22 protein-coding genes are annotated in these 19,508 nt (G+C 71.7%); 15 read left to right on the top strand and 7 right to left on the bottom strand.

Going from position 1 to position 19,508, the window contains the following annotated elements; translation table 11 throughout:
- The first annotated feature begins 166 nt into the window (after positions 1-166).
- From DEJ16_RS05715 to DEJ16_RS05705, 3 genes are all read left to right on the top strand, one after another.
- Positions 167-1,219 (top strand): BLUF domain-containing protein, encoded by a 1,053-nt coding sequence (locus DEJ16_RS05715; protein ID WP_181419466.1) that lies wholly within the window; start codon positions 167-169, stop codon positions 1,217-1,219.
- Positions 1,220-1,511: 292 nt separating this feature from the next.
- On the top strand, positions 1,512-3,278 hold the full coding sequence (locus DEJ16_RS05710; RefSeq protein WP_110824397.1) for a hypothetical protein: 1,767 nt from the start codon (positions 1,512-1,514) through the stop codon (positions 3,276-3,278).
- Positions 3,279-3,486: 208 nt separating this feature from the next.
- A complete protein-coding gene (locus DEJ16_RS05705) occupies positions 3,487-3,684 on the top strand; it encodes a hypothetical protein (protein WP_110824396.1) in 198 nt (65 codons plus the stop codon).
- Positions 3,685-3,739: 55 nt separating this feature from the next.
- On the opposite strand, the gene DEJ16_RS05700 is transcribed toward DEJ16_RS05705, so the two are convergent.
- The gene (locus DEJ16_RS05700; protein ID WP_110824395.1) at positions 3,740-4,621 is read right to left on the bottom strand and encodes an SDR family oxidoreductase; all 882 of its coding nucleotides are present in this window, start codon (positions 4,619-4,621) and stop codon (positions 3,740-3,742) included.
- Between the two features lie 113 nt (positions 4,622-4,734).
- On the opposite strand from DEJ16_RS05700, the gene DEJ16_RS05695 reads away from it, so the two are divergent.
- Positions 4,735-5,313: a TetR/AcrR family transcriptional regulator gene (locus DEJ16_RS05695; protein WP_110824394.1), complete on the top strand. Its 579-nt coding sequence runs from the start codon at positions 4,735-4,737 to the stop codon at positions 5,311-5,313.
- A gap of 38 nt (positions 5,314-5,351) precedes the next feature.
- Here the strand turns inward: DEJ16_RS05695 and DEJ16_RS05690 are convergent, their stop codons facing one another.
- Together DEJ16_RS05690 and DEJ16_RS15935 are read right to left on the bottom strand one after the other, a co-directional pair.
- Positions 5,352-5,879: a hypothetical protein gene (locus tag DEJ16_RS05690; protein WP_146232823.1), complete on the bottom strand. Its 528-nt coding sequence runs from the start codon at positions 5,877-5,879 to the stop codon at positions 5,352-5,354.
- Between the two features lie 149 nt (positions 5,880-6,028).
- Positions 6,029-6,154, bottom strand: a complete 126-nt coding sequence (locus tag DEJ16_RS15935; protein ID WP_258365834.1) for a hypothetical protein — start codon at positions 6,152-6,154, stop codon at positions 6,029-6,031.
- Between the two features lie 335 nt (positions 6,155-6,489).
- On the opposite strand from DEJ16_RS15935, the gene DEJ16_RS05685 reads away from it, so the two are divergent.
- Positions 6,490-7,041 carry a MarR family winged helix-turn-helix transcriptional regulator gene (locus DEJ16_RS05685; RefSeq protein WP_110824392.1) on the top strand — a complete coding sequence of 184 codons (552 nt, stop codon included), beginning with the start codon at positions 6,490-6,492 and terminating at the stop codon, positions 7,039-7,041.
- A gap of 122 nt (positions 7,042-7,163) precedes the next feature.
- Positions 7,164-7,658: a DUF4126 family protein gene (locus DEJ16_RS05680; protein WP_110824391.1), complete on the top strand. Its 495-nt coding sequence runs from the start codon at positions 7,164-7,166 to the stop codon at positions 7,656-7,658.
- Between the two features lie 88 nt (positions 7,659-7,746).
- Here the strand turns inward: DEJ16_RS05680 and DEJ16_RS05675 are convergent, their stop codons facing one another.
- Positions 7,747-8,727 carry an aldo/keto reductase gene (locus tag DEJ16_RS05675; RefSeq protein ID WP_110824390.1) on the bottom strand — a complete coding sequence of 327 codons (981 nt, stop codon included), beginning with the start codon at positions 8,725-8,727 and terminating at the stop codon, positions 7,747-7,749.
- Positions 8,728-8,778: 51 nt separating this feature from the next.
- Here DEJ16_RS05675 and DEJ16_RS05670 point away from each other — a divergent pair, with 51 nt between their 5' ends.
- The 4 genes from DEJ16_RS05670 to DEJ16_RS16100 all read left to right on the top strand — a co-directional run bounded on the left by DEJ16_RS05670 (position 8,779) and on the right by DEJ16_RS16100 (position 11,611).
- Positions 8,779-9,759, top strand: a complete 981-nt coding sequence (locus DEJ16_RS05670; RefSeq protein WP_110824389.1) for an NAD(P)-dependent oxidoreductase — start codon at positions 8,779-8,781, stop codon at positions 9,757-9,759.
- Positions 9,760-9,882: 123 nt separating this feature from the next.
- On the top strand, positions 9,883-10,119 hold the full coding sequence (locus DEJ16_RS05665) for a hypothetical protein (protein WP_110824388.1): 237 nt from the start codon (positions 9,883-9,885) through the stop codon (positions 10,117-10,119).
- 78 nt (positions 10,120-10,197) lie between these two features.
- The gene (locus DEJ16_RS05660; protein WP_110824387.1) at positions 10,198-11,070 is read left to right on the top strand and encodes a leucine-rich repeat domain-containing protein; all 873 of its coding nucleotides are present in this window, start codon (positions 10,198-10,200) and stop codon (positions 11,068-11,070) included.
- A gap of 70 nt (positions 11,071-11,140) precedes the next feature.
- A complete protein-coding gene (locus DEJ16_RS16100; RefSeq protein ID WP_375232101.1) occupies positions 11,141-11,611 on the top strand; it encodes a hypothetical protein in 471 nt (156 codons plus the stop codon).
- 173 nt (positions 11,612-11,784) lie between these two features.
- Here the strand turns inward: DEJ16_RS16100 and DEJ16_RS05650 are convergent, their stop codons facing one another.
- A complete protein-coding gene (locus tag DEJ16_RS05650) occupies positions 11,785-12,021 on the bottom strand; it encodes a hypothetical protein (RefSeq protein ID WP_110824386.1) in 237 nt (78 codons plus the stop codon).
- 479 nt (positions 12,022-12,500) lie between these two features.
- Between DEJ16_RS05650 and DEJ16_RS16095 the strand changes: the two genes are divergently transcribed.
- The 5 genes from DEJ16_RS16095 (at position 12,501) to DEJ16_RS05630 (ending at position 17,398) form a co-directional block, all read left to right on the top strand.
- Positions 12,501-12,656 carry an antitoxin VbhA family protein gene (locus DEJ16_RS16095; protein ID WP_181419516.1) on the top strand — a complete coding sequence of 52 codons (156 nt, stop codon included), beginning with the start codon at positions 12,501-12,503 and terminating at the stop codon, positions 12,654-12,656.
- A gap of 465 nt (positions 12,657-13,121) precedes the next feature.
- Entirely contained in the window at positions 13,122-13,505 is a 384-nt protein-coding gene (locus DEJ16_RS05645; RefSeq protein ID WP_110824385.1) for a lactococcin 972 family bacteriocin, read from the top strand.
- A 56-nt stretch (positions 13,506-13,561) separates the two neighbouring features.
- Complete coding sequence (locus DEJ16_RS05640; RefSeq protein WP_110899782.1) at positions 13,562-15,583, top strand: hypothetical protein; 2,022 nt, start codon at positions 13,562-13,564, stop codon at positions 15,581-15,583.
- A complete protein-coding gene (locus DEJ16_RS05635) occupies positions 15,583-16,224 on the top strand; it encodes an ATP-binding cassette domain-containing protein (RefSeq protein WP_110824383.1) in 642 nt (213 codons plus the stop codon). Before DEJ16_RS05640 ends, DEJ16_RS05635 begins: the two co-directional genes overlap by 1 nt.
- A gap of 106 nt (positions 16,225-16,330) precedes the next feature.
- Positions 16,331-17,398 (top strand): SDR family oxidoreductase, encoded by a 1,068-nt coding sequence (locus tag DEJ16_RS05630; protein WP_110824382.1) that lies wholly within the window; start codon positions 16,331-16,333, stop codon positions 17,396-17,398.
- 76 nt (positions 17,399-17,474) lie between these two features.
- On the opposite strand, the gene DEJ16_RS05625 is transcribed toward DEJ16_RS05630, so the two are convergent.
- Both DEJ16_RS05625 and DEJ16_RS05620 read right to left on the bottom strand, forming a co-directional pair.
- Positions 17,475-18,590, bottom strand: coding sequence for a sorbosone dehydrogenase family protein (locus DEJ16_RS05625; RefSeq protein WP_110824381.1), 1,116 nt, complete (start codon positions 18,588-18,590; stop codon positions 17,475-17,477).
- A 103-nt stretch (positions 18,591-18,693) separates the two neighbouring features.
- On the bottom strand, positions 18,694-19,464 hold the full coding sequence (locus DEJ16_RS05620; protein ID WP_110824380.1) for an SDR family oxidoreductase: 771 nt from the start codon (positions 19,462-19,464) through the stop codon (positions 18,694-18,696).
- Between the last annotated feature and the right edge of the window lie 44 nt (positions 19,465-19,508).

Genomic DNA, 19,508 nt, shown 5'->3' with positions numbered 1-19,508 from the left:
GTCCCACGAGCCGGACGGGAGGCGCAGCACGGGCCCGCCCCGGGCCTCCCGGCCGGCACCGACGCACCGCGACCACGCGACCCGAACACGGGACTGGTGCGGTCGCCCGTCGCGCGTTTGACTCGTGCCAGGGCATCCGGCCCCGCCACGACCAGGGAGGCCGACCGTGCGCACACTCGTCTACACCAGCACGCAGACCCGACCGATCTCGGACTCCGAACTCGCGCAGATCCTGGCGGTCGGACGCGAGAAGAACACGCGCCTCGGCATCACCGGCATGCTCGCGCACCGCGACAGCAACTGCATCGGCATCATCGAGGGCGAGGACGACGTCGTCCACCAGCGCTTCGAGCAGATCCGCCTGGACCCCCGGCACACCAACGTCCGGGTGCTCTGCGACGACCCGGTGCAGCAGCGCTCCTTCCCGGACTGGTCCATGGCGTTCCAGCCCCTCGACCCGCTCATGCGCGAGGTCCCGGGCTTCAGCGACCTGTTCGAGGCGCAGCGGCCGAGCGACGCCGAGTTCGGGGCCTCGCGGGCCCGCGCCCTGCTCGAGTGGTTCCGCAAGCACCCGCTCGCGCCGCTGACGAACCAGAACGCGGCCGACGACGAGGTCCCGCGCACCCGCGCCGTGAACGGCGCGATCGCGGTCCTGCACGACGGCGGGACGACGAGCTTCTCCATCGAGGCGGTGGCCGAGCGCAGCGGCATGAGCGTGTCCGAGCTCGAGGGGCTGTTCCCGAACCGGCACGCCCTCCTCGCGGCGACGGTGGAGCGCTGGACGCGTGCGGTGTCGGCACCCCTGCTCCCGATGATCACGGAGCGCGGAACGGTGGCGTTCATGCACGCCCTGCTGGCCGCGCACGTCGAGGAATCGGGACTGATGCGCCTGCTCGCGTCGACACTCGCCGCGGCGACGGACCCCTCGGTCGACGGTGCCGACTACTACCGGTCCGCCTACCGGCAGTTCCGGGAGACGATCCGCACGGCACTCGCCGCGGACGTGCGGGAGGGCCGTGAGCCGGCGACGATGGACCCGGAGCGGGGCGCACAGCAGCTGCTCGCCCTGTACGACGGTCTCCGGCTGCAGGCCCTGCTGACGGGTGACACCGACCCGGTGGAGGCGTTCGACCGTGCCGCCGCGCGCATGCGGCGGGGGTGGTCGGAGCAGTACGAGCAGCCGAGCTACTGGGAGATCCCGGTCGCTCCGGCACCCTGACGCGGGAACCGTCCGTTCTCCCCCGTGAGTTGGGGGCGGTGGAGCGCTCCGCGATCGGGCAGGATGGACCGCGGGGCGTGGACCGGGTATCCGCGCCCTGCTCGCTCACCCAGGGTGGTGAGCCCGGCCGTCTGGTCGCCTTCGGGTGGTGATCAGGCGGCCGAACACGTTCCGGGACGCCGCGCTTGTCCGCCGTTCGTCCGACTGCGGAACGCGCATGATCGGGTCTACCGTCGCGTCCGTGCGGCAACGGGGCCGCACCGGTCATGAATCGAGCATCATGCAACGACGGATGAGAAGTCTCGTCGCCCTCGCCGTGAGCGCCGGCGTCGTGGGGGCCCTGGTCCCGGCGATCTCGGCGCAGGCGGTCACGACGAGCGACACCCCGGACTTCGGGAGCAACGTCAAGGTCTACAGCCCATCGACCCCCACCTCGACCATCCAGGCCGACGTCGACGCCGCCTTCACCTCGCAGCTCCGCAGCACCACGGCGCAGTTCGGGTCCCAGCGGCACGTCTTCCTGTTCAAGCCGGGCAGCTACAACCGTGTCTGGGCGAACCTCGGCTTCTACACGACGGTCGCCGGCCTCGGGAAGAGCCCCGACGACGTCACCATCACCGGCGCGGTCAACGTGGACTCCGGGTGGAACGCGGGCGACGAGAAGAACGCCACGCAGAACTTCTGGCGGTCGGTCGAGAACGTCGCGGTCGTCCCCGAGGGCGGTACCGACCGCTGGGCCGTGTCGCAGGCCGCTCCGATGCGGCGCGTGCACATCAAGGGCAACCTGACGATGGGCCCCTCGAACCAGGACGGCGGCCAGGGCTACTCGTCCGGCGGTTACATCGCGGACAGCAAGGTCGACGGCACCGTCACCTCGGGGTCGCAGCAGCAGTGGTACACCCGCAACTCCACGCTCGGTTCGTGGCAGGGCGGGAACTGGAACATGACGTTCTCGGGAGTGCAGGGTGCCCCGGCGAACGACTTCTCGAAGAGCTACACGACGCTCGCCACCACGCCGACGACGCGCGAGAAGCCCTACCTGTACGTGGACTCGTCGAACAAGTACCACGTGTTCGTCCCCTCGCTCCGGCAGAACTCGAGCGGTGTCACCTGGCCGAACACCGCGGGCACGGACATCCCGATGCGGAACTTCTACGTCGCGCACCCGGGTGACACGGCGGCGACGATCAACAGCGCGCTCGCGCAAGGGCTGAACCTGTTCTTCACCCCGGGCACCTACCAGCTCGACGCGGCGATCAACGTGCAGCGGGCGAACACCGTCGTGACCGGCATCGGCTTCCCGACGCTCGTGCCGACCAAGGGCAACTCCGTCCTGGTGTCGAACGACGTCGCTGGTGTGAACGTCTCGAACCTCGTCGTCGACGCCGGCACGCAGAACAGCACGCAGCTGATCCGACTGGGGACGGCGGACTCGCACATCGACCACGCGGCGAACCCGCAGAGCATCCAGGACGTCTTCTTCCGCGTCGGGTCGAGCATCCAGGGCAAGGCCAGCACCTCGCTGCGGGTCAACGCCGACGACACCCTGATCGACCACATCTGGGCGTGGCGCGCCGACCACGGTGGCGCACCCACGGGGTGGACGGTCAACACCGGTGCCACCGGCGTCGAGGTGAACGGCAACGACGTCCTCGCCACCGGGCTCTTCGTCGAGCACTACCAGAAGTACGAAGTGCAGTGGAACGGCAACAACGGCAAGACGATCTTCTTCCAGAACGAGATGCCGTACGACGTGCCGGACAACGCCTCGTGGCAGAGCCCGACCGGAGCGGGGTACGCGGCGTACAAGGTCGCGGCGAACGTCACCACGCACGAGATCTGGGGCGGGGGTGTCTACTGCTTCTTCAACACGAACCCGTCCGTGCACGCGGACCGGGCGTTCGAGGTGCCGCAGACGCCGGGCGTGAAGGCGCACGGTCTCGTCACGGTGTCCCTCGGTGACGTCGGCACCATCTCGAGCGTCATCAACGGGGTCGGCGGCGCCGTCCCGACGCCCGCCGGCAACACCTCGCCGAACCGGGTGGCGAACTACAACTGACCGGCCGTCGCGACGCGACCACCTGACGAACGGGAGGCTCGGTGCCGGCTGGCACCGGGCCTCCCGTCCGTCGTCTGCCGACCCTTCAGGACCGCAGTCCCTTCACCGTGATCAACATGATATTCACCGGGTGGAATCTGGTGTCCCCGTACTACTGTTGCCTCTCGAGTCGTCCGTCGGGCGGCTTACAGACCAGAGGGGGGAGAAGATGTCGTCATCCACGACCCGCACGTTCGCGATCGTCGTCTCGATCGGAGCGATCGTCGCCGGTTCGGCGTGCTTCGCGGCGACGGTGGGGACTCCCGCACAGTGGATCGGCGTGCTGATCTCGAGCCTCGCCACAGGACTGAGCGGGATGTACGTCGGGACCGTTGCGCGTCACCGCTCCCGGAAGCCCAGGCGCTGACCGCGGGAGGCGCGGTGCCAGCTGGCACCGGGCCTCCCGTCCGTCGCCTGCCCGGTCAGGGCTGCAGCGCCTCCAGGTCCTCGAGGAGGCCCGGGTGCGTCGGCTCCCAGCCGAGCGCCTGCCGGGTGTGCGCGCTCGACGCCGGCTGGTCCATGGCGAAGATCGGCCCGAAGGGACCGAACGTCTCGTCCGGCACGGGCCGCACGGGGAGTCCGAGGCGGCGGCCGACCACGGTGGCGATGTCGACGACGCGGTCGCCCTCGTCACCGACGGCGTGCCACGCGGTGCCGGCCGGCGCGGACTCGAGGGCGATGCGGAACAGCGAGGCGGCGTCCCGCGCGTGCACGGCGGGCCAGCGCTGCTGACCGTCGCCCGGGTACCCCGCGATCCCGGTCCGACGCGCGGCCTCGGTGAGCAGGCCGGCGAACCCGCCCTGCCCGTCCTCGTGAACGGTCCGGGGCATCCGGACGGCCGAGGCGCGGACGCCCTGCGACGACAGTGCGAGCAGGTCGGTGACGGCGACCGCGCGGCTCGCGACCGGACCCTCGACGGGCAGCGGGTCGTCCTCGGTCGCAGCGCGTCCGGCCACCCAGGGCGTGCCGGACACGGTGACGATCGGCTTGCCGCTCTCGATGAGTGCTGCACCGAGCGTGGCCATGGCGTCGCGCTCCTCGCTGAGGCCCTGCTCGAGTGCCTCGGCGCTACCGTAGTCGCGGCTGAACGCCAGGCTGATGACGCCGTCGGCGCGGGTGGCTCCCTCGCCCAGGACGTCGAGGTCGGTGAGCGAGCCGCGCAGGACCTCGGCGCCGGCGGCCTCGAGGGTGGCGGCGGACGCGTCCGACCGGGCGAGGCCGAGGACGGTGTGACCGGTGGCGAGCAACTCGGCGACGACGGCGGTGCCGATCGTGCCGGTTCCGCCCGTGACGAAGACGTGCATGGGGACTCCTCGAGTGATGGGACGTTGGTACCGTCACCATAGGACGCTGACGGCACTCTTGTCCCGTCGGAGTGCGTTGACGGGACAAGAGTGCCATCAGTAGGATGGTGGGCATGGCGCGATGGGAACCGGGAGCACGGGAGCGGCTCGTCATCGCCGCTGTGGACCTGTTCACGGAGCAGGGCTACGACGCGACGACCGTCACCGAGATCGCCGAGCGCGCCGGCGTCACCAAGAGCACCTTCTTCCGGCACTTCCCGGACAAGCGCGAACTGCTCGTCGCCGGACAGGAGACCCTGAGTCGTCTGCTCGCCGAGGGCATCGCCGGTGCCCCGACCGAGGCGAGCCCGCTCGAGGCCGTCGCTGCCGGACTCGAGCGGGCCTCCGGCGAGATGGGGCCGCGGAACCGGGAGCTCGGCCCCCGACTCAAGGCCGCCGTGGCCGCGAGTACCGAGCTCCAGGAGCGGGACGCGCTGAAGAGCGTCGGCATGGCCGCCGCGATGACGACGGCGCTGCTCGAGCGCGGGGTGCCCGAGACGACCGCGCACCTGGCCAGCGAGATGGGCGTCCTCGCGTTCAAGCAGGGCTACGCACGGTGGTCCGAGGGTGAACGGAGCGACGACGACGGTCTCGCACGCCACGCACTCGACGTCCTGCAGGAGCTCCGGAGCGCGACGGCAGCACTCGGCTGATCTGCGCAGGGTCGCTGCACGGGACCGCGGTACCCACGTCAGTCCCGCGCGACGACGCCCTGCCGCAGCATGTCCCGCGCGACCCGGGCCCGCGGGATCACCCACAGCGCGCTCCACAGCGCCAGTCCGGCCCAGAGGCCGAGGAGCAGCAGGGTGATCACCGTGCCGTGCTGGTCACGCATGGACCAGGTCATCGCGCTCCAGAAGACGCAGAGCACGATCTTGCCCCAGCCGCCGACCTGCTGGTCCGCCTGGGCCTGCAGCCGCGGGACCCAGACGTCTGCGGGCACCTCGGCGGGGACGTGCCGGTCGGTCACCCACCGCTCGACCATCACCACGCGCTCGTACCCGCCCTCGGCACGCCAGGACCGGAGCCGCAGCCAGCCGGCCACCGCGGCCCCGACCACTCCGGCGGGGAGGCCGACGGACACGAGCACCTGCGGGGTCGCGGTCCGGAACGACGACAGGACGAGCATGGTGAGGACGAGCGCGAACGCAGCACCCGCCACCGCGGTGCCGAGCAGCCGGAGCCGCCCGGCTTCGTCGACCACTCCGACCCCGTGCACGCTCCGACCGTACCCGTGGCGGCCGACCTCCCGCTGCCCGCCGGGGGCAACGCACAGGAGGCCCGTCACCGGTCCGACGGACGGGTGACGGGCCTCCTGGAAGGGGTCCGCCGGTACTGCGGTACCGGCATCGGCGTGCCGGCCCGGGGTCAGTCCCCGGCGTTGATGAGGCCGAGCCAGCGGCCGAAGCCCGCGTGGTCGTCGTCCTGCAGGTGGAGGTGCGGGTGGCGGGCGAGGTCGTCGCGCTGGCCAGGGGTGCGGTCGTCGTCGATCACGGCGGACTCCTTCTCGTTCGGGGGTGTTCATCTCTACACGCGGGCCGCCGCGGACATTCCCGACCCTGCGGAACGCCGGCGTGCCTGCGGGTGCCGGTGTGCCTGCGAGACGCCGGTGTGCCTGCGAGACGCCTCGGCCTGGCCGGGACGCCGTCACTTCCGGCGGCGTCTCGAGGCGATGGAGGTGTCGCTCGCTGACGGGGGTGTCTCGATGCGTCAGCCGTCCCCGCCCGGCCGTACCGGGGGACACCGCTGCGACCCGGCTGAGTCCGGCCCGCCCGGTCCTGGTACTGCTTGGGATCGGCTGCGCCCGCAACCGAGGACGAGGTGACGCCATGGTCGACGCGAGGACCTACGACGAGTCCGGGTACTGGTACCCCGACCGTGCGGCGAAGAGCGGCGTGGAGCTGCTCAACGCCATGCGCCGCTACCGCTCCGCCGAGGTCGCCATGCGCCAGCGCACGCGCGACACCATGCACATGGGCGCCACCGACATGGCCGCCGTCCGGTTCCTCCTGCAGGCCCGACAGCGCGGCACCGCGGTGAAGCCGACCGGACTGGCCGCACACCTCGGCATCACGACCGCGTCCACCACGGCCCTCGTGAAGCGACTCGTCGCCGCCGGACACGTCGACCGGCAGACCGACCCCGACGACGGCCGCGGGTTCCTGCTCGTCGCGACCGACTCGGGCGACGAGACGGTGCGGTCGAACCTCACCGCGGTGCATGCGCGGATGATCGCCGCCGCCGACCGGCTCTCCCCGACGACGATCGCCGAGATGAGCGCCTTCTTCGCCGAGATGACGGCCGCGATGGACGACGCCGCCGCGGTGGTCCCGGACGACGCTCGCGGTGCCGTGGCCGTCGCCGTGCCCGCCCACCACTGACCGCCACCAGCCGCGCTGAGTAGCGTCGGGCACGTGCCGACGTCCGCACCGTGCCGACGTCCGCACCACGGCGGCGTCCGGACCGCGACGACGCCGGCAGGGAAACGAAGGAGACCACCCGCATGTCCAAGAAGAGCCGGACCACCAGCACCCTCACGCGCGCCCTGCTGCTCGGGGTCCTCAGCGGAGGCCGCTCGGCCACCCCGCTCGCCGTCCTCGGCCTGCACCAGGGCGACAAGCGCCTGTCCGGCGACTGGCAGAAGTGGAAGACCTTCGACTCGTCGCTCGGCCGCGCCGGGCTCGTCGCGGGCGCCGCCGGCGAGATCATCGGCGACAAGATGCCGAAGACCCCGAACCGCATCGCCCTCCCCGCACTGCTCGGTCGCATCGGCGCCGGCGCCTTCGTCGGCGCGGCGTTCGGGACCACCACGAAGTCCGGGAAGTCGGACCTGCGGATCGAGGGCGCCATCGTCGGCGCGATCGGGGCGCTCGTCGGTTCCTACGTCGCCTGGGCGGCCCGCAAGGCCGTCGGCACGGTCCTGCCGGACCCGGTGGTCGCCGTCGCCGAGGACGCGGCCGTCATCGCCGGTTCGCGTGCGGTGGTCCGCGGCGCCTGAGCCGCGGTCTGCCGGTCGCACGACCTGACGGACGGGAGGCCCGACTCACCTGGTGAGCCGGGCCTCCCGTCCGTCGTCGTGTCGGCGGCTACCAGCGTTCGTGCACGGTGGCGCGGAACCAGCGGTCGTAGAGGTCGCGGACCGTCGCCCCGAGGTCGGCGGGCAGCTCGAGCGAGCCGGCCTCGGCGTTCGACCGGGCCTGCTCGGCGTTGCGGGCACCGGGGATCGCCGCCGTGACGCCGTCCTGCGCGACGACCCAGGCGAGGGCCGCCTGCGGGACGCTGACGCCCTCGGGCAGGGCCGCCGCGAACTCCTGTGCCGCGCGGACGCCGTCCTCGAACGGGACGCCGCTGAACGTCTCACCCTGGTCGAACGCCTCGCCGTTGCGGTTGTACGTGCGGTGGTCCTCCGGGGCGAAGGTGGTGTCCGTCGTGTACTTGCCGGACAGCAGCCCCGAGGCCAGCGGGACGCGGGCCAGGATCGCGACCCCGGCCTCCCGGGCGGCGGGGAGCACGCGGTCGAGCGGCTTGAGGCGGAACGCGTTGAGGATGATCTGCACGCTCGCGACCCCGGGTCGGGCGATCGCGGTGAGGGCCTGGTCGGCGGTCTCGACGGAGACGCCGTACGCGGCGATCGACCCGTCGGCGACCAGCGCGTCGAGGGCGTCGTAGACCGCGTCGTCCTCGAAGACCGCGGTCGGCGGGCAGTGCAGCTGGACGAGGTCGAGGGTGTCCTGGCCCAGGTTCTCCCGCGACCGGTCCACCCACTGCCGGAAGTTCTGGGCCACGTAGTTCGACGGGACCTGGTCCACCCGGCGGCCCATCTTCGTGGCGACCGTGACACCGGCGTCGGCATGCGCGGCGATCCACCGGCCGATGAGCTGCTCGCTGCGGCCGTCGCCGTACACGTCGGCGGTGTCGAACAGGGTGATGCCGGCCTCGGCGGAGGCGTCCATCACGGCGAAGGCGTCCTCCGCGGCCACCGGACCCCAGTCACCGCCGAACTGCCAGGTGCCGAGGCCGATCACGGATACGTCGCGGCCGGTACGGCCGAGGGTGCGTCGCTGCATGCCCACGACGGTAGCCCCTGCTCGCCGAGGGCCCGCGCGTACGGTGACGGCATGGACAGCAAGCGCATCGTCGTCATCGGCGCGACCGGCCACATCGGCTCCTTCCTCGTCCCGCGCCTGGTGCGTGCCGGACACGACGTCGTGACCATCAGTCGCGGCAGCCGGTCGGCCTATGTCGACGCACCGGAGTGGCAGCACGTCGAGCAGGTCACCGCCGACCGCGAGCAGGAGGACCGCGACGGCACGTTCGGCAACCGGGTCGTGGCGCTCCGGCCGGACGTCGTCATCGACCTCGTCTGCTTCACGGTCGAGTCCGCCGCGGCACTGGTCGCGGCACTCCGCGGGACCGACGCGCACCTGGTCCACTGCGGGTCGATCTGGCGCGCCGGACCGAGTGCCGTGCTGCCGGTCACCGAGGACAACGCGACCCCGCCCGTCGGCGAGTACGGCATCGGGAAGGACGCCATCGCCCGACTGCTCAAGGAGGAGACCGCCGATGGGGGTGTCGTGACGACCTCGCTGCACCCCGGCCACATCAGCGGCCCGGGCTGGGCACCGATCGGCCCCGTCGGCAACCTCGACCCCACGGTCTGGCAGAAACTGTCCGCCGGCGAACCCCTGCTCGTCCCCGGACTCGGAGCCGAGTCGATGCACCACGTGCACGCCGACGACGTCGCCCAGGCCTTCGAACTGGCCGTCGAGCACCGGGACGCCGCCGCCGGCGAGGACTTCACCGTCGTCGCCCCGACCGCGCTCACGGCACGCGGGTACGCGGCGCTCGCGGCGTCCTGGTTCGGCCAGGAGGCCCGGCTCGAGTCCGTCACCTGGGACCGGTTCCGGAAGGTGGTGCCGGCCGAGCACGCCGACGCGAGCTGGGAGCACCTGTCCCGGAGCCACGTGTTCAGCATCGACAAGGCACGGCGGCTGCTCGGCTACGCCCCGCGGTACACCGCGGAGGAGACGGTGCTCGACGCGGTGCGCTGGCTCGTCGACAACGACGAGGTGGCGGTCGCGCGGCCCCTCGTCGTCTGAACCGAGGCGGTCTGACCTGCGCTGGTGGAACGGCAAGACCCGCTTGTCCACGTGTGTGGGGCGGGTCCGCATGCTGACGGTACCCGATCGGCGCCGGCGCCCGTTCCGTCGGCGCCCCGCGACATGTCGGTGTACGACATCATCGTCGCGGCCCTGTTCGCGGTCACCGTGGTCCAGCAGTACCAAGTCGACGCTGCCTCCGGTTGGGACGCCGTCTGGGAGTTCGCCGTCCTGCCGTTGATGGCCTCCGTCGGCTTCCTGACCGCCGTGTACGGGATCCTCGACCTGTACGGGCGTCCGGGCACGGACGAGGCGACCAGGACCAAGCGGACGGACGAGTGGGCGGCCGCGCAGGGATGACGACGACCTGGCCCTGCTGGTCCACCGATGGGAGGATCAGCAGCGTCTCCCGCCGCCCGAACACCCGAGGTCAGCACCGTGAAGTCGTACACGATCCGTCCGAGCCCGTTCGGGCCCGGCGAAGACGCCGTGCTTCGGGGTCCGTGGGACCCGAAGATCGGCAAGCTCGTGACGTCCGGCAAGGTGCAAGGCCTCAGCATCGGCGCGGGGTTCCCCGACACGCACATCGAGTTCGTCCGGGACCTCCCGCTCCGGCGCTTCTTCATGATCGCTCGGCACGTGGACGACGTCTCGGCGCTCGGGACGCTGCACGATCTGGAGTTCCTCCACCTGCACGCCGGGTTGAAGGTACGGATCGACCTCGCGGCGTTCCCGCGGCTGCGCCGGTTGGCCGTCGCCTTCTGGAAGTACCTCGACGGCGGGGTCACGAACGCGGCGCCGCTCGACGACCTGTACGCGGGGCACTACTCAGCGGACGACCTGCAGCCGCTCTCCGCGATGACCTCGCTCCGCAAGCTTCGTCTCGACGACTGGCCGAGCCTCCGGTCATTGCACGGGGTGGAGGCACTGATCGGGTTGGACGACCTGACCGTGGTCATCGCCCGACGACTCAGCGACGTCAGCGGAGTCCGCGGGCTCGCGGCAAACCTGCGGGAGTTGAACCTCGAGAGCAACCGGAAGATCCCGGACCTGGACCCCGTGGCCGGTCTGACACGGCTCCGTCATCTCAATGCCTCGAACTGCGGCGACTTCCCGACCCTCGACCCACTCCGGGGATTGACCGCTCTCGAGACGCTGCACCTGTACGAGTCGACTCGGATCGTCGACGGCGACCTGCGCGTGCTGCTCGAACTGCCCGGACTGCGGGACGTCCGGATGTCGAACCGCCGCCACTACGTGCCGACGGTCAGAGCGGTGCACGAGGCGCTCGGCGCTCGCTGGTCTGCCTGACCCTGGCCCTGCCGGTCCTACGACAACGGGTCGACTCCCTGCGGTCGTCGCCGAGCACGACGCTGGACCCATGACAACGACACTCATCACCGGGGCCACCCGCGGCCTCGTTAAGGAAACCGCCCGTCAGCTCGTCGAGGCGGGCCACACCGTCTGGATCGGCGCCCGCTCGGTCCAGCTCGACGTCCGCGACGACGACTTGGTCGCCGCGGCCTTCGCCCACGTCGACGCGGTCGGCGGACTCGACGTGCTGGTCAACAACGCTGGCATCGCCGTCTGGGGGGAGAGCCGCTGCCCTTCTGATCCACCCACCTCAAGGACCGCGATCGTCGATACGTGGATGCAGTTGCTTCTCCGAGAGCGTCCATCGCCCGGACCATCGCCGCAGAGGCTTCCCAGTCGATCGACCGGTCGTCGTTCATCACCGGCTCATCGGAGGGGCCACCCCTACCTGCCGAAGCGAGTTCGAACAACTGCACGAAGGCTCGGCGGGCAGCATCATCAGTCGGCTCGTTTCCCAACAAGGCCGCGCGTTCCCTGAGGTAGGACGCGGTCTCATCCGCGCCCCTCTTCCGGAACACCGGGACCAAGTCCTCACAGATTGCCGCAACCTCGCGTTGACGAGTGGGGCTGGTCCAGGGTCTCGTGAAAATCATGAGCGTGTCTCCTCACGGCCGAAGTGGCCACATGTCCGTCACTCGGACCGTAGCCCGGTCACGGGTCCGTCATGGAGTTCCGGTATGTGCCCTCGTTCTGCGAGCGTCGCGGCCAGGAGAAGGGCCAGGCTGCGGACAGCGCGCGCCGGGCCAGGTCGTGCGCCCGCGCCGCCCGTGCACCCTTGAGGAACAGGGACGCGGCGCCGAACATGACGAATGCGCTCACGCAGGCGAGGACGTAGTACAGGTAGCTGGCGAGGGCGGCGGCGGGATCGAGCGGGAACAGGTCGGGCATGGTTGCTCCTAGGGCGGGGTTCTCTGGCTGGACCGAGCGTTTTCCTCGGTGCAGGGTCTACGGCGATCGGCTTCGGTTCCTCCACCTCGCGTCCGAGAAGGGGCCAGCCGCGGGCTGCTGCTCACGGTTGGTGGGGATCCCCACCGTACGAAGAGCATGCGCCGGGCCCGGACCCCCGAACGGGGGGTTTCGTGACCTTTCGAGTCGATCGTCGAGTTGTCCTGTTGTTCTGAACCATCGACCGCTGCCGCCCTCACTGACGATCGTTTCTGACAGGATCGCCTACGTCGTCGACGGCCCTGGCGAATCCGGGGACGCGGTTCCTTCGAAACTCACCGTCAGAACAGTTCCAGTCAGAACCCCTGACCTACCGTTCTTGCAGTGGCCCGGGTAGAACCAGGGAACGACTGGGGAGGACCCGATGGCCACCACGACCAAGACCACGCAGCTCACTGGGGCGGAGCGTGTTCCGTCAGTAGATCGTCGACGAGACCCGTACGTCGGCCGCCCTCGAGGGCGGCCGCGCGTCCGACGTCACGCACGCCGCTCAGGACCGATGGATCCGTGGTGAGCTCACGTTCGACGAGATGGCGGCCGAGGTTCGGCGCGCGCACCCGTCGACTGCTGACCGCTGAAGAGACATGGCCTCCGAAGACCGGCCGTGGGTGACCGGCGCCCCATACGATGGGCGCTGGGCTGCCGCCTGAGCACGTCAGGATCGTCGTCGTCGACCGCGCCGCCCAGATGATGCACGGAGCCGGGCAACGAGTTCGCGTGGCATCGGTACGACAAGTCCCTCGCCGAGCGTGCTCCGTTGCGGTGTCCCCTGACGATCTGACCCGAACGCAGCGAGACCCCCTGGGCCCGCATGTGCGGAGGGGGTCTGCACTGACGACCATACCTGTACTCGCCGACTCCGCCCATGCCATGCCATGCCATGCCTCCGCTGCACCTGCGCCGCCTGCGTGACGTGAACTGGACGTCGAGCTCGGGCTGAGACCACGGCGTCGGCTGGGCGGTATGCAACATTCTCGGCTGCCGCCGTCCACGACTGTCACGCTCCCCGCTGAGCCCCGAGCGGGGCATGAGAGGAGACACACGTGGGGAACAGGAAGAGCGCAGTGGTGACCGGTCTGCTGCTGGCGACCGGGCTGGTCGTGGTACCGACCGCGGGAGCGTCGGCAGTCGACGTCCTCGGGTCCGCACCGGGATCCGGCGGGGTCGTCATCACGGACGACACCGGTCCCACCGGCGAGGTCAGGGGATCGGCGACCCGGCGCGACGGCGGTGGTGGCAGTTTCTGGCAGTGGGGTGTCGGCCGGGACGACACCTGGTCGAACTACATCCGCGAGCGCCGCTGTCACGGGGCGACGGCCGTCGGGCTGAAGACCAAGCGCGTCACCGGTGTCCCCGGCGGCCGGTACGCGCTGGCGACGACGCCGAAGGCCCGCAGCGGCAACAAGGCGTACTACCACAACTGCTGAGCGTCGGACACGGCAGTGGGCGTCTGCCCTGGCCCTTCGGGAAGGAGTCCTCGGTGATGCGGAGCGTGCGGATGGCGTACGTGGTCCCACCGGTCCTGGCCGTCGTGCTCGCCTTCCTCGGGTGCGTGCAGCTGAGCCAGACCGGCGTGGTCGGAGTCTCGACCGTCGTGACGGCGGCCGTGGGATCCGGCTCGACGTCGAACGAGATGATCGCCGGATCGCTCGAGCGGGTCGCTCAGGAGCACCGCGCGACGATCGTCCGGACGGTCGCCGATCGCTCGGCACCGACGAGTCGGCGGACGGCGCTCGTGACCGGTGCCCCGGGGACACGGGGAGCGGAGTGGCTCCAGGACGGCTACGACGAGTTCGACCCCTCGATCACGACGACGGTGCGTCCCATGTCCGCGCTCGACCGGTACGACCCGGCGGGGGCGTACGAAGTCGTCGGGGACGAGCAGGCGGGACGTGCGACGGCCGACGCACTCGTCGCCGCGGGGTTCGAGACGACGTCCGAGCGCGTCCCCCTCGCGACCCGGCTCGGGGTCACCGCCGGAACAGAGGGGACCGGTGGCCTCATCGGAGCCCTGGTGCTCGGCTGTGTCGTGCTCTGCCTGGTCGGCACCGTCGGCGCCCCGCGCAGGACGGTCGTCCGGCGACTGCACGGGCGCAGCACCTGGGCGGTCGTGCTCACCGAGGTCGCGGAGGTCCGGACGACGCTCGTCGTCACGGCCCTCCTGGCGCCGGTCGTCGCGCTGGGGCTCTGGGCACACAACGGACTCGCGACGTGGACGACCTTCGCCGTGGCAGCCGCCGTGTGCTGTTCGCCGCTGCTCGTCCCGGTCGTGGCCTGCCATGCACTCGGCACCGTCATCGCCTCCCGACGGCCGATCGCCCTGGCAGTTCGCGGTGACCGACCCTCCGCGGCTCTCGTGCTGGGCGCACAGGCTGCTCGGCTCCCGGCGGTGGTGGTGCTGGTGGCGGCGGTCTTCGACCTGACGTCCGCAGCGGCGGTCGCCCGGTCGGCGTCGGCGGCGCAGGACCTCCGGGCCGCCGGCGACACCGTCCAGCTCTGGGTGACGCCGGACCCGCGCCCGGGATCGGACACGCAGCCGTACTGGGACCGGATCGGGGGCGTCGCGGGTGCGGCACTCGACCAGCACCGGGCGCTGCTCTCCGCGGCCACCGAGGTCTCGACCGGCGTCGGTCGTGGCACGGTGCCGGCCCTGTTCGTCGACCCCGGGTACCTGCGGCGGCAGGACCTCCGGACCGCCGCGGGGGATCGGATCACCGGGACCGGGGACCGGATCACGGTCTGGACGCCCTCCGGCTCCGACATCGACCGCGCTGCGCTCGTCCGGGCCCTCACGGAGTGGGAACTCCGCGGGGCGACGGGCACGGAGAAGCGGGAGGTCGGTGGTGGCGAACTCGCTCCCCGTCGGATCTACACGTACCCGTGTGACGCATCGACGGCGTCCTGGCTCACGGATGTCGTGGTCGTCGTCGTCCCCGCTCCCTCCCGCGTGTTCACGGCAGACCAGCTCGGTGCCTGGTTATCGACCGGGGACGTGGTGTTCACCTCCGAGCGCGCGGCGGACCGGGCGATCGACGCGGCGGGCCTGCGGGACGAGTTCAGCGCCGTCGTGCCCGTCGGGCAGGCGGCGGCGGAACACCAGCGCCGCGCGACGACCGGCGTGGCCATCGGCGTCCTCGCGGTGGTCAGCAGTGCGGTGGTGGCGGTCGTGCTCGCCGGCCTCGCCGTCGTCGCGCACCAGCGACGCAACGGACGGTCGGTCTTCGCCGACGTCGCTGCCGGCAGGTCGTTCGTCCACACACACCGGCTGCTCCTGACGGTCGAAGGAGTCCTCCTGACCATCGCCACCGTCCTCATCCTGGACACCTGGTCGCAACGCAGACCGGACGGCACGGGCGCGGCCTCCGTGCTCGACCCCGCGGCGCAGGCTGCCGGTCCGGCAGCAGTGGGCGCTGCGCTCGTCGTCCTGCTCGTGAGCGTGGTCTCCGTCGTGGTGACGACGCGGTCATCCCGGTCGGTCGTCCGACTCCGAGGGACGGGATCGTGATGATCGCCGTCCGCGAGGCCCGCAAGCAGCGCGGAGGCCGGACCCTGTGGGAAGGCCTCTCGTTCGACGTCGCGCGGGGCGAGGTCCTGGCACTGACGGGTCCGAGCGGCGCCGGCAAGTCGACGCTCTTGGACTGCATCGGGCAGATCGACGTGCTCGACGTCGGGACCGTCAGCATCGACGGCGTCACGGCCGGGCGGAGTGGGCGCCGTGCGCGGTTGCTCCGTCGGGACCACCTGGGGTACCTCTTCCAGGACTTCGGGCTCGTCCCCGACCTGTCCGTGCAGGCGAACATCGAGATCGGGCGCGTGCGCTGGCGGGATGGCGTGCACCGCGGAGTCCGGACCGCCGAGGCGCTGGAGCGGGTGGGGCTCGCGGGTCGCGCGACCGACCGTGCGCACGAGCTCAGCGGCGGTGAGCAGCAGCGCGTCGCACTCGCGCGGCTCCTCGTGAAGCAGCCGGACGTCGTCCTCGCCGACGAGCCCACGAGTGCCCTCGACGAGGAGAACGCACGGATGGTCCTCGACCTCCTCGATGAGTTCGCCTCCGGAGGCGCGGCCGTGGTCATCGCGACACACGTCCCTGCCGTCGTCGTCCGGGCGGCGACCCGGCTGCACCTGGACCCTGCCTGCGCGACGTGATCCGGGCCTCCCGGCCACCGCGCGAGCGGGCGGCGGAAGAGGGCACCGGAATACACCCAGGCGACAGGTGTTGTCTCCGGTCCACCGCCCCCACGGAAGGACCCGCATGACCGCGACCCCGCACGCCCTCGTCGTCGGCGCCACCGGCATCGCCGGATCGGCGATCGTCGACCACCTCGTGAGCGACGGCTGGACCGTCACCGCGCTCTCGCGCCGACCCGGAGCCGAGCGCCCCGGGGTCACCTGGCAGTCGGCGGACCTCCGGTCGGCGGCGTCCCTCGCGGCGGCGCTCGCCGACGTCCCGGCGACACACGTGTTCTTCACGGCGTGGTCCCGCCAGGCCACTGAGGCCGAGAACATCGCGGTGAACGGCGGCATGGTGCGCGACCTCCTCGCCGCACTGTCCGGTGCGCCGGTGCAGCACGTGGCGCTGATGACCGGCCTGAAGCACTACCTCGGTCCGTTCGAGGCGTACGGCCAGGGCGCGATGCCGGACACCCCGTTCCACGAGGACGAGCCCCGGCTGGACGTCGACAACTTCTACTACGCACAGGAGGACGAGCTGTTCGCCGCCGCCGCACGTCAGGGCTTCACCTGGTCGGTGCACCGCTCGCACACCGTCCTCGGGTACGCCGTCGGCAACGCGATGAACATGGGTCTGACGATCGCCGTCGCCGCCGCGATCAGCCGCCACACCGGGCGCCCGATGGTGTTCCCCGGCAGCGAGACGCAGTGGAACGGGCTGACCGACGTCACCGACGCCGACCTGCTCGCCGCGCAGATGGTGTGGGCCGCGACCGACCCGGCCGGTGCCGACGAGGCGTTCAACACCGCGAACGGCGACGTGTTCCGCTGGCGCTGGATGTGGCCGCGGATCGCCGCGCACCTGGGCGTCGAGGCCGAGGGTTTCGACACCGCGCCGCGGCCGTTCGAGCAGCAGATGGCCGACGCCGCACCGGTCTGGGCGGAGGTCGTCGCCGAGCACGGTCTCGTCGAGCCCGACCTGGAGCGCCTCGCGTCGTGGTGGCACACGGACGCCGACCTCGGCCGCGACATCGAGGTGATGACCGACATGTCGAAGAGCCGGCTCGCCGGGTTCACCGAGCACCACCGGACGCTCGACTCCTTCACCCGGCTGTTCGACCGGTACCGGGCGGAGCGGCTCGTCCCTTGACGTGGGGACGTGACGACGTGACGACGGGCCGGCCGGTCACCCGGTCGGCCCGTCGGTCGTCCGGCCGGTCAGTCGGTCAGCCCGTGGTCAGCGGGACCTGCACGATCCGGTCGTCGCCCTCACCCGGGTCGCCGCGGCCGTCCGTGTTGTTCGTCACCAACCAGAGCGTGTCGTCCGGGCCGGCGAGCACCGTGCGGATCCGGCCGTACTCCCCGGCGAAGTACTCGTGCGCGGTGCCGGGGTCGTCGACCGGGACGCCGCGGAGCACCCGGCCCTGCAGGTTCGCGATGAACACGGTGTCCCCGACGACGGCGAGGCCGCTCGGACTGGCGTCGTCGGTCGACCACTGCTGGACCGGGTCGACGAACCCCTGGTCCTCGCCCCCGGTGCCCTCGACCTCCGGCCAGCCGTAGTTGCTCCCCGGCTCGATGACGTTGAGCTCGTCGCGGGCGTCCTGCCCGAACTCGGACGCGAACATCGTCCCGTCCGCGCTCCACCCGAGGCCCTGCACGTTCCGGTGCCCGAGGCTCCACACGGGGGAGCCGGGGAACGGGTTGTCGTCGGGCACGTCGCCGTCCGGGGTGAGGCGGAGGATCTTGCCCGCGAGCGAGTCCCGGTCCTGCGCGTCCTCGCTCGCGCCGGCGTCGCCGACACTGGCGTAGAGCATGCCGTCCGGGCCGAACGCGATCCGCCCGCCGTCGTGGAACGTGTTCGCGGGCAGGTCGTCGATGAGCGTCGTGGCGTCCCCGAGCACGGTCGACCCGGCTCGTCCCTCCAGGTCGTAGCGCTCGATGCGGTTGCCGTCCTCGCCGGTCGAGTACACGAACAGGTCGTCCTCGTGCAGGGCGAGTCCGAGCAGGCCGCCCTCGCCCCCGTGTCGGACACCGGGGACCGTCCCGACCGTGCGGCGTTCGCCGTCGGCCGTCAGCTCCAGCACCTCCGCGGAGTCCCGGAGGCTGATGAGCGCGTCGGGACCGTCACCGGTGCGCACGACGGACCAGGGGGCCTCCAGTCCGGTGACGACGTCGGTCGTCTCGCCGTCCGGCGCCAGCTGCCCGGCAGCCAGGTCGGCCGGTGCGGAGGCCCGGGGCACGCGGTCCGGGCCGGCCTCGGATGTACCCGTGCAGGCGGTGAGGGTCAGGGCGACGAGCGCGACGCTCGCGGCCGAGACGGTACGACGTGTCCTGCCCATGGTGTGCCTCCCGGTGCGTGTCCGTCGATTGCACCCCGCGCAGGTGCACAACCGCTGGGTGGAGCGTCGCCGTCGCCGTGGCCGTGGCCGTGGCCGGCAGCCGCTACCGCGCCAGCACCCGCATGGCGAGCGCGGTGACGGCACGGGTCGGCAGCAGCCGCAGCACGGTCGCGGCGAGCGTGTTCGCCCGCCCGTCGACGACGGACGGGCCGGAGCCGTCGAGCGCCGCGAGGACGGTCGCGGCGACCTGCTCGGGTCGGCGTCCCCACCGGCCGGTGGCCGCGTTCATCGGGGTCCGCGTCGGGCCGGGACTGACGGCGACGACCCGCACGCCGCTTCGCCGTGTCTCGGCCCAGAGCGCCTGCGTGAACGACAGGACGTACGCCTTCGAGGCCGCGTAGGCCGCCAGGACCGGTGCCGGGGCGAACCCGCCGGTGCTCGCGATCGAGACGACGGAACCGTGCCCCCGCTCGACCATCCGCGTGACCACCGCCGTCGTGAGTTCGGTGAGTGCTCCGACGTTGAGGTCGACGAGGCGGCGCAGGGCGACCGGGTCGCTGTCGACGACGAGGCCCCGCGAAGCCACGCCGGCACTGCCGACCAGCAGTTCGATCTCGGTCCCGTCGCCTGCCAGGCGGTCGAGCAGGCGGGCGACGGCTCCGTCCTCGGCCAGGTCGAGTGCGATGGTCGTGACGGGGACACCGTGCCGGTCGCGGATGCCGTCGGCGGTCTGCTCGAGCCGGGTGGCGTCCCGGGCGACGAGGACGAGGTGCGCTCCCGCTCGCGCGAGGGCGTCGGCGACGGCGGCCCCGATCCCGGTGGAGCCCCCGGTGACGAGGGCGGTGCGGTCGCGCATCTGTGCTGCTGTGGTCATGCGGGTACCGTAGACATTGACGTCAGCGTCAAGGTCAAGCGGAG

Origin of the sequence: Curtobacterium sp. MCJR17_055 (assembly GCF_003224335.1) — a bacterium.
In the GTDB taxonomy this organism is placed as follows: domain Bacteria; phylum Actinomycetota; class Actinomycetes; order Actinomycetales; family Microbacteriaceae; genus Curtobacterium.
This window is presented reverse-complemented; position numbering and strand designations above follow the sequence as displayed.

Excerpts from the sequence above, each read along its gene's own strand:
- DEJ16_RS05680 (WP_110824391.1), top strand. The coding sequence starts at position 7,164 with ATGTCCAAGAAGAGCCGGACCACCAGCACCCTCACGCGCGCCCTGCTG.
- DEJ16_RS05710 (WP_110824397.1), top strand. The coding sequence starts at position 1,512 with ATGAGAAGTCTCGTCGCCCTCGCCGTGAGCGCCGGCGTCGTGGGGGCC.
- DEJ16_RS05650 (WP_110824386.1), bottom strand. The coding sequence starts at position 12,021 with ATGCCCGACCTGTTCCCGCTCGATCCCGCCGCCGCCCTCGCCAGCTAC.
- DEJ16_RS05670 (WP_110824389.1), top strand. The coding sequence starts at position 8,779 with ATGGACAGCAAGCGCATCGTCGTCATCGGCGCGACCGGCCACATCGGC.
- DEJ16_RS05705 (WP_110824396.1), top strand. The coding sequence starts at position 3,487 with ATGTCGTCATCCACGACCCGCACGTTCGCGATCGTCGTCTCGATCGGA.
- DEJ16_RS05685 (WP_110824392.1), top strand. The coding sequence starts at position 6,490 with ATGGTCGACGCGAGGACCTACGACGAGTCCGGGTACTGGTACCCCGAC.
- DEJ16_RS16100 (WP_375232101.1), top strand. The coding sequence starts at position 11,141 with ATGACAACGACACTCATCACCGGGGCCACCCGCGGCCTCGTTAAGGAA.
- DEJ16_RS05625 (WP_110824381.1), bottom strand. The coding sequence starts at position 18,590 with ATGGGCAGGACACGTCGTACCGTCTCGGCCGCGAGCGTCGCGCTCGTC.
- DEJ16_RS05635 (WP_110824383.1), top strand. The coding sequence starts at position 15,583 with ATGATCGCCGTCCGCGAGGCCCGCAAGCAGCGCGGAGGCCGGACCCTG.
- DEJ16_RS05620 (WP_110824380.1), bottom strand. The coding sequence starts at position 19,464 with ATGACCACAGCAGCACAGATGCGCGACCGCACCGCCCTCGTCACCGGG.
- DEJ16_RS05675 (WP_110824390.1), bottom strand. The coding sequence starts at position 8,727 with ATGCAGCGACGCACCCTCGGCCGTACCGGCCGCGACGTATCCGTGATC.
- DEJ16_RS05695 (WP_110824394.1), top strand. The coding sequence starts at position 4,735 with ATGGCGCGATGGGAACCGGGAGCACGGGAGCGGCTCGTCATCGCCGCT.
- DEJ16_RS05630 (WP_110824382.1), top strand. The coding sequence starts at position 16,331 with ATGACCGCGACCCCGCACGCCCTCGTCGTCGGCGCCACCGGCATCGCC.
- DEJ16_RS05665 (WP_110824388.1), top strand. The coding sequence starts at position 9,883 with ATGTCGGTGTACGACATCATCGTCGCGGCCCTGTTCGCGGTCACCGTG.
- DEJ16_RS05640 (WP_110899782.1), top strand. The coding sequence starts at position 13,562 with ATGCGGAGCGTGCGGATGGCGTACGTGGTCCCACCGGTCCTGGCCGTC.
- DEJ16_RS05700 (WP_110824395.1), bottom strand. The coding sequence starts at position 4,621 with ATGCACGTCTTCGTCACGGGCGGAACCGGCACGATCGGCACCGCCGTC.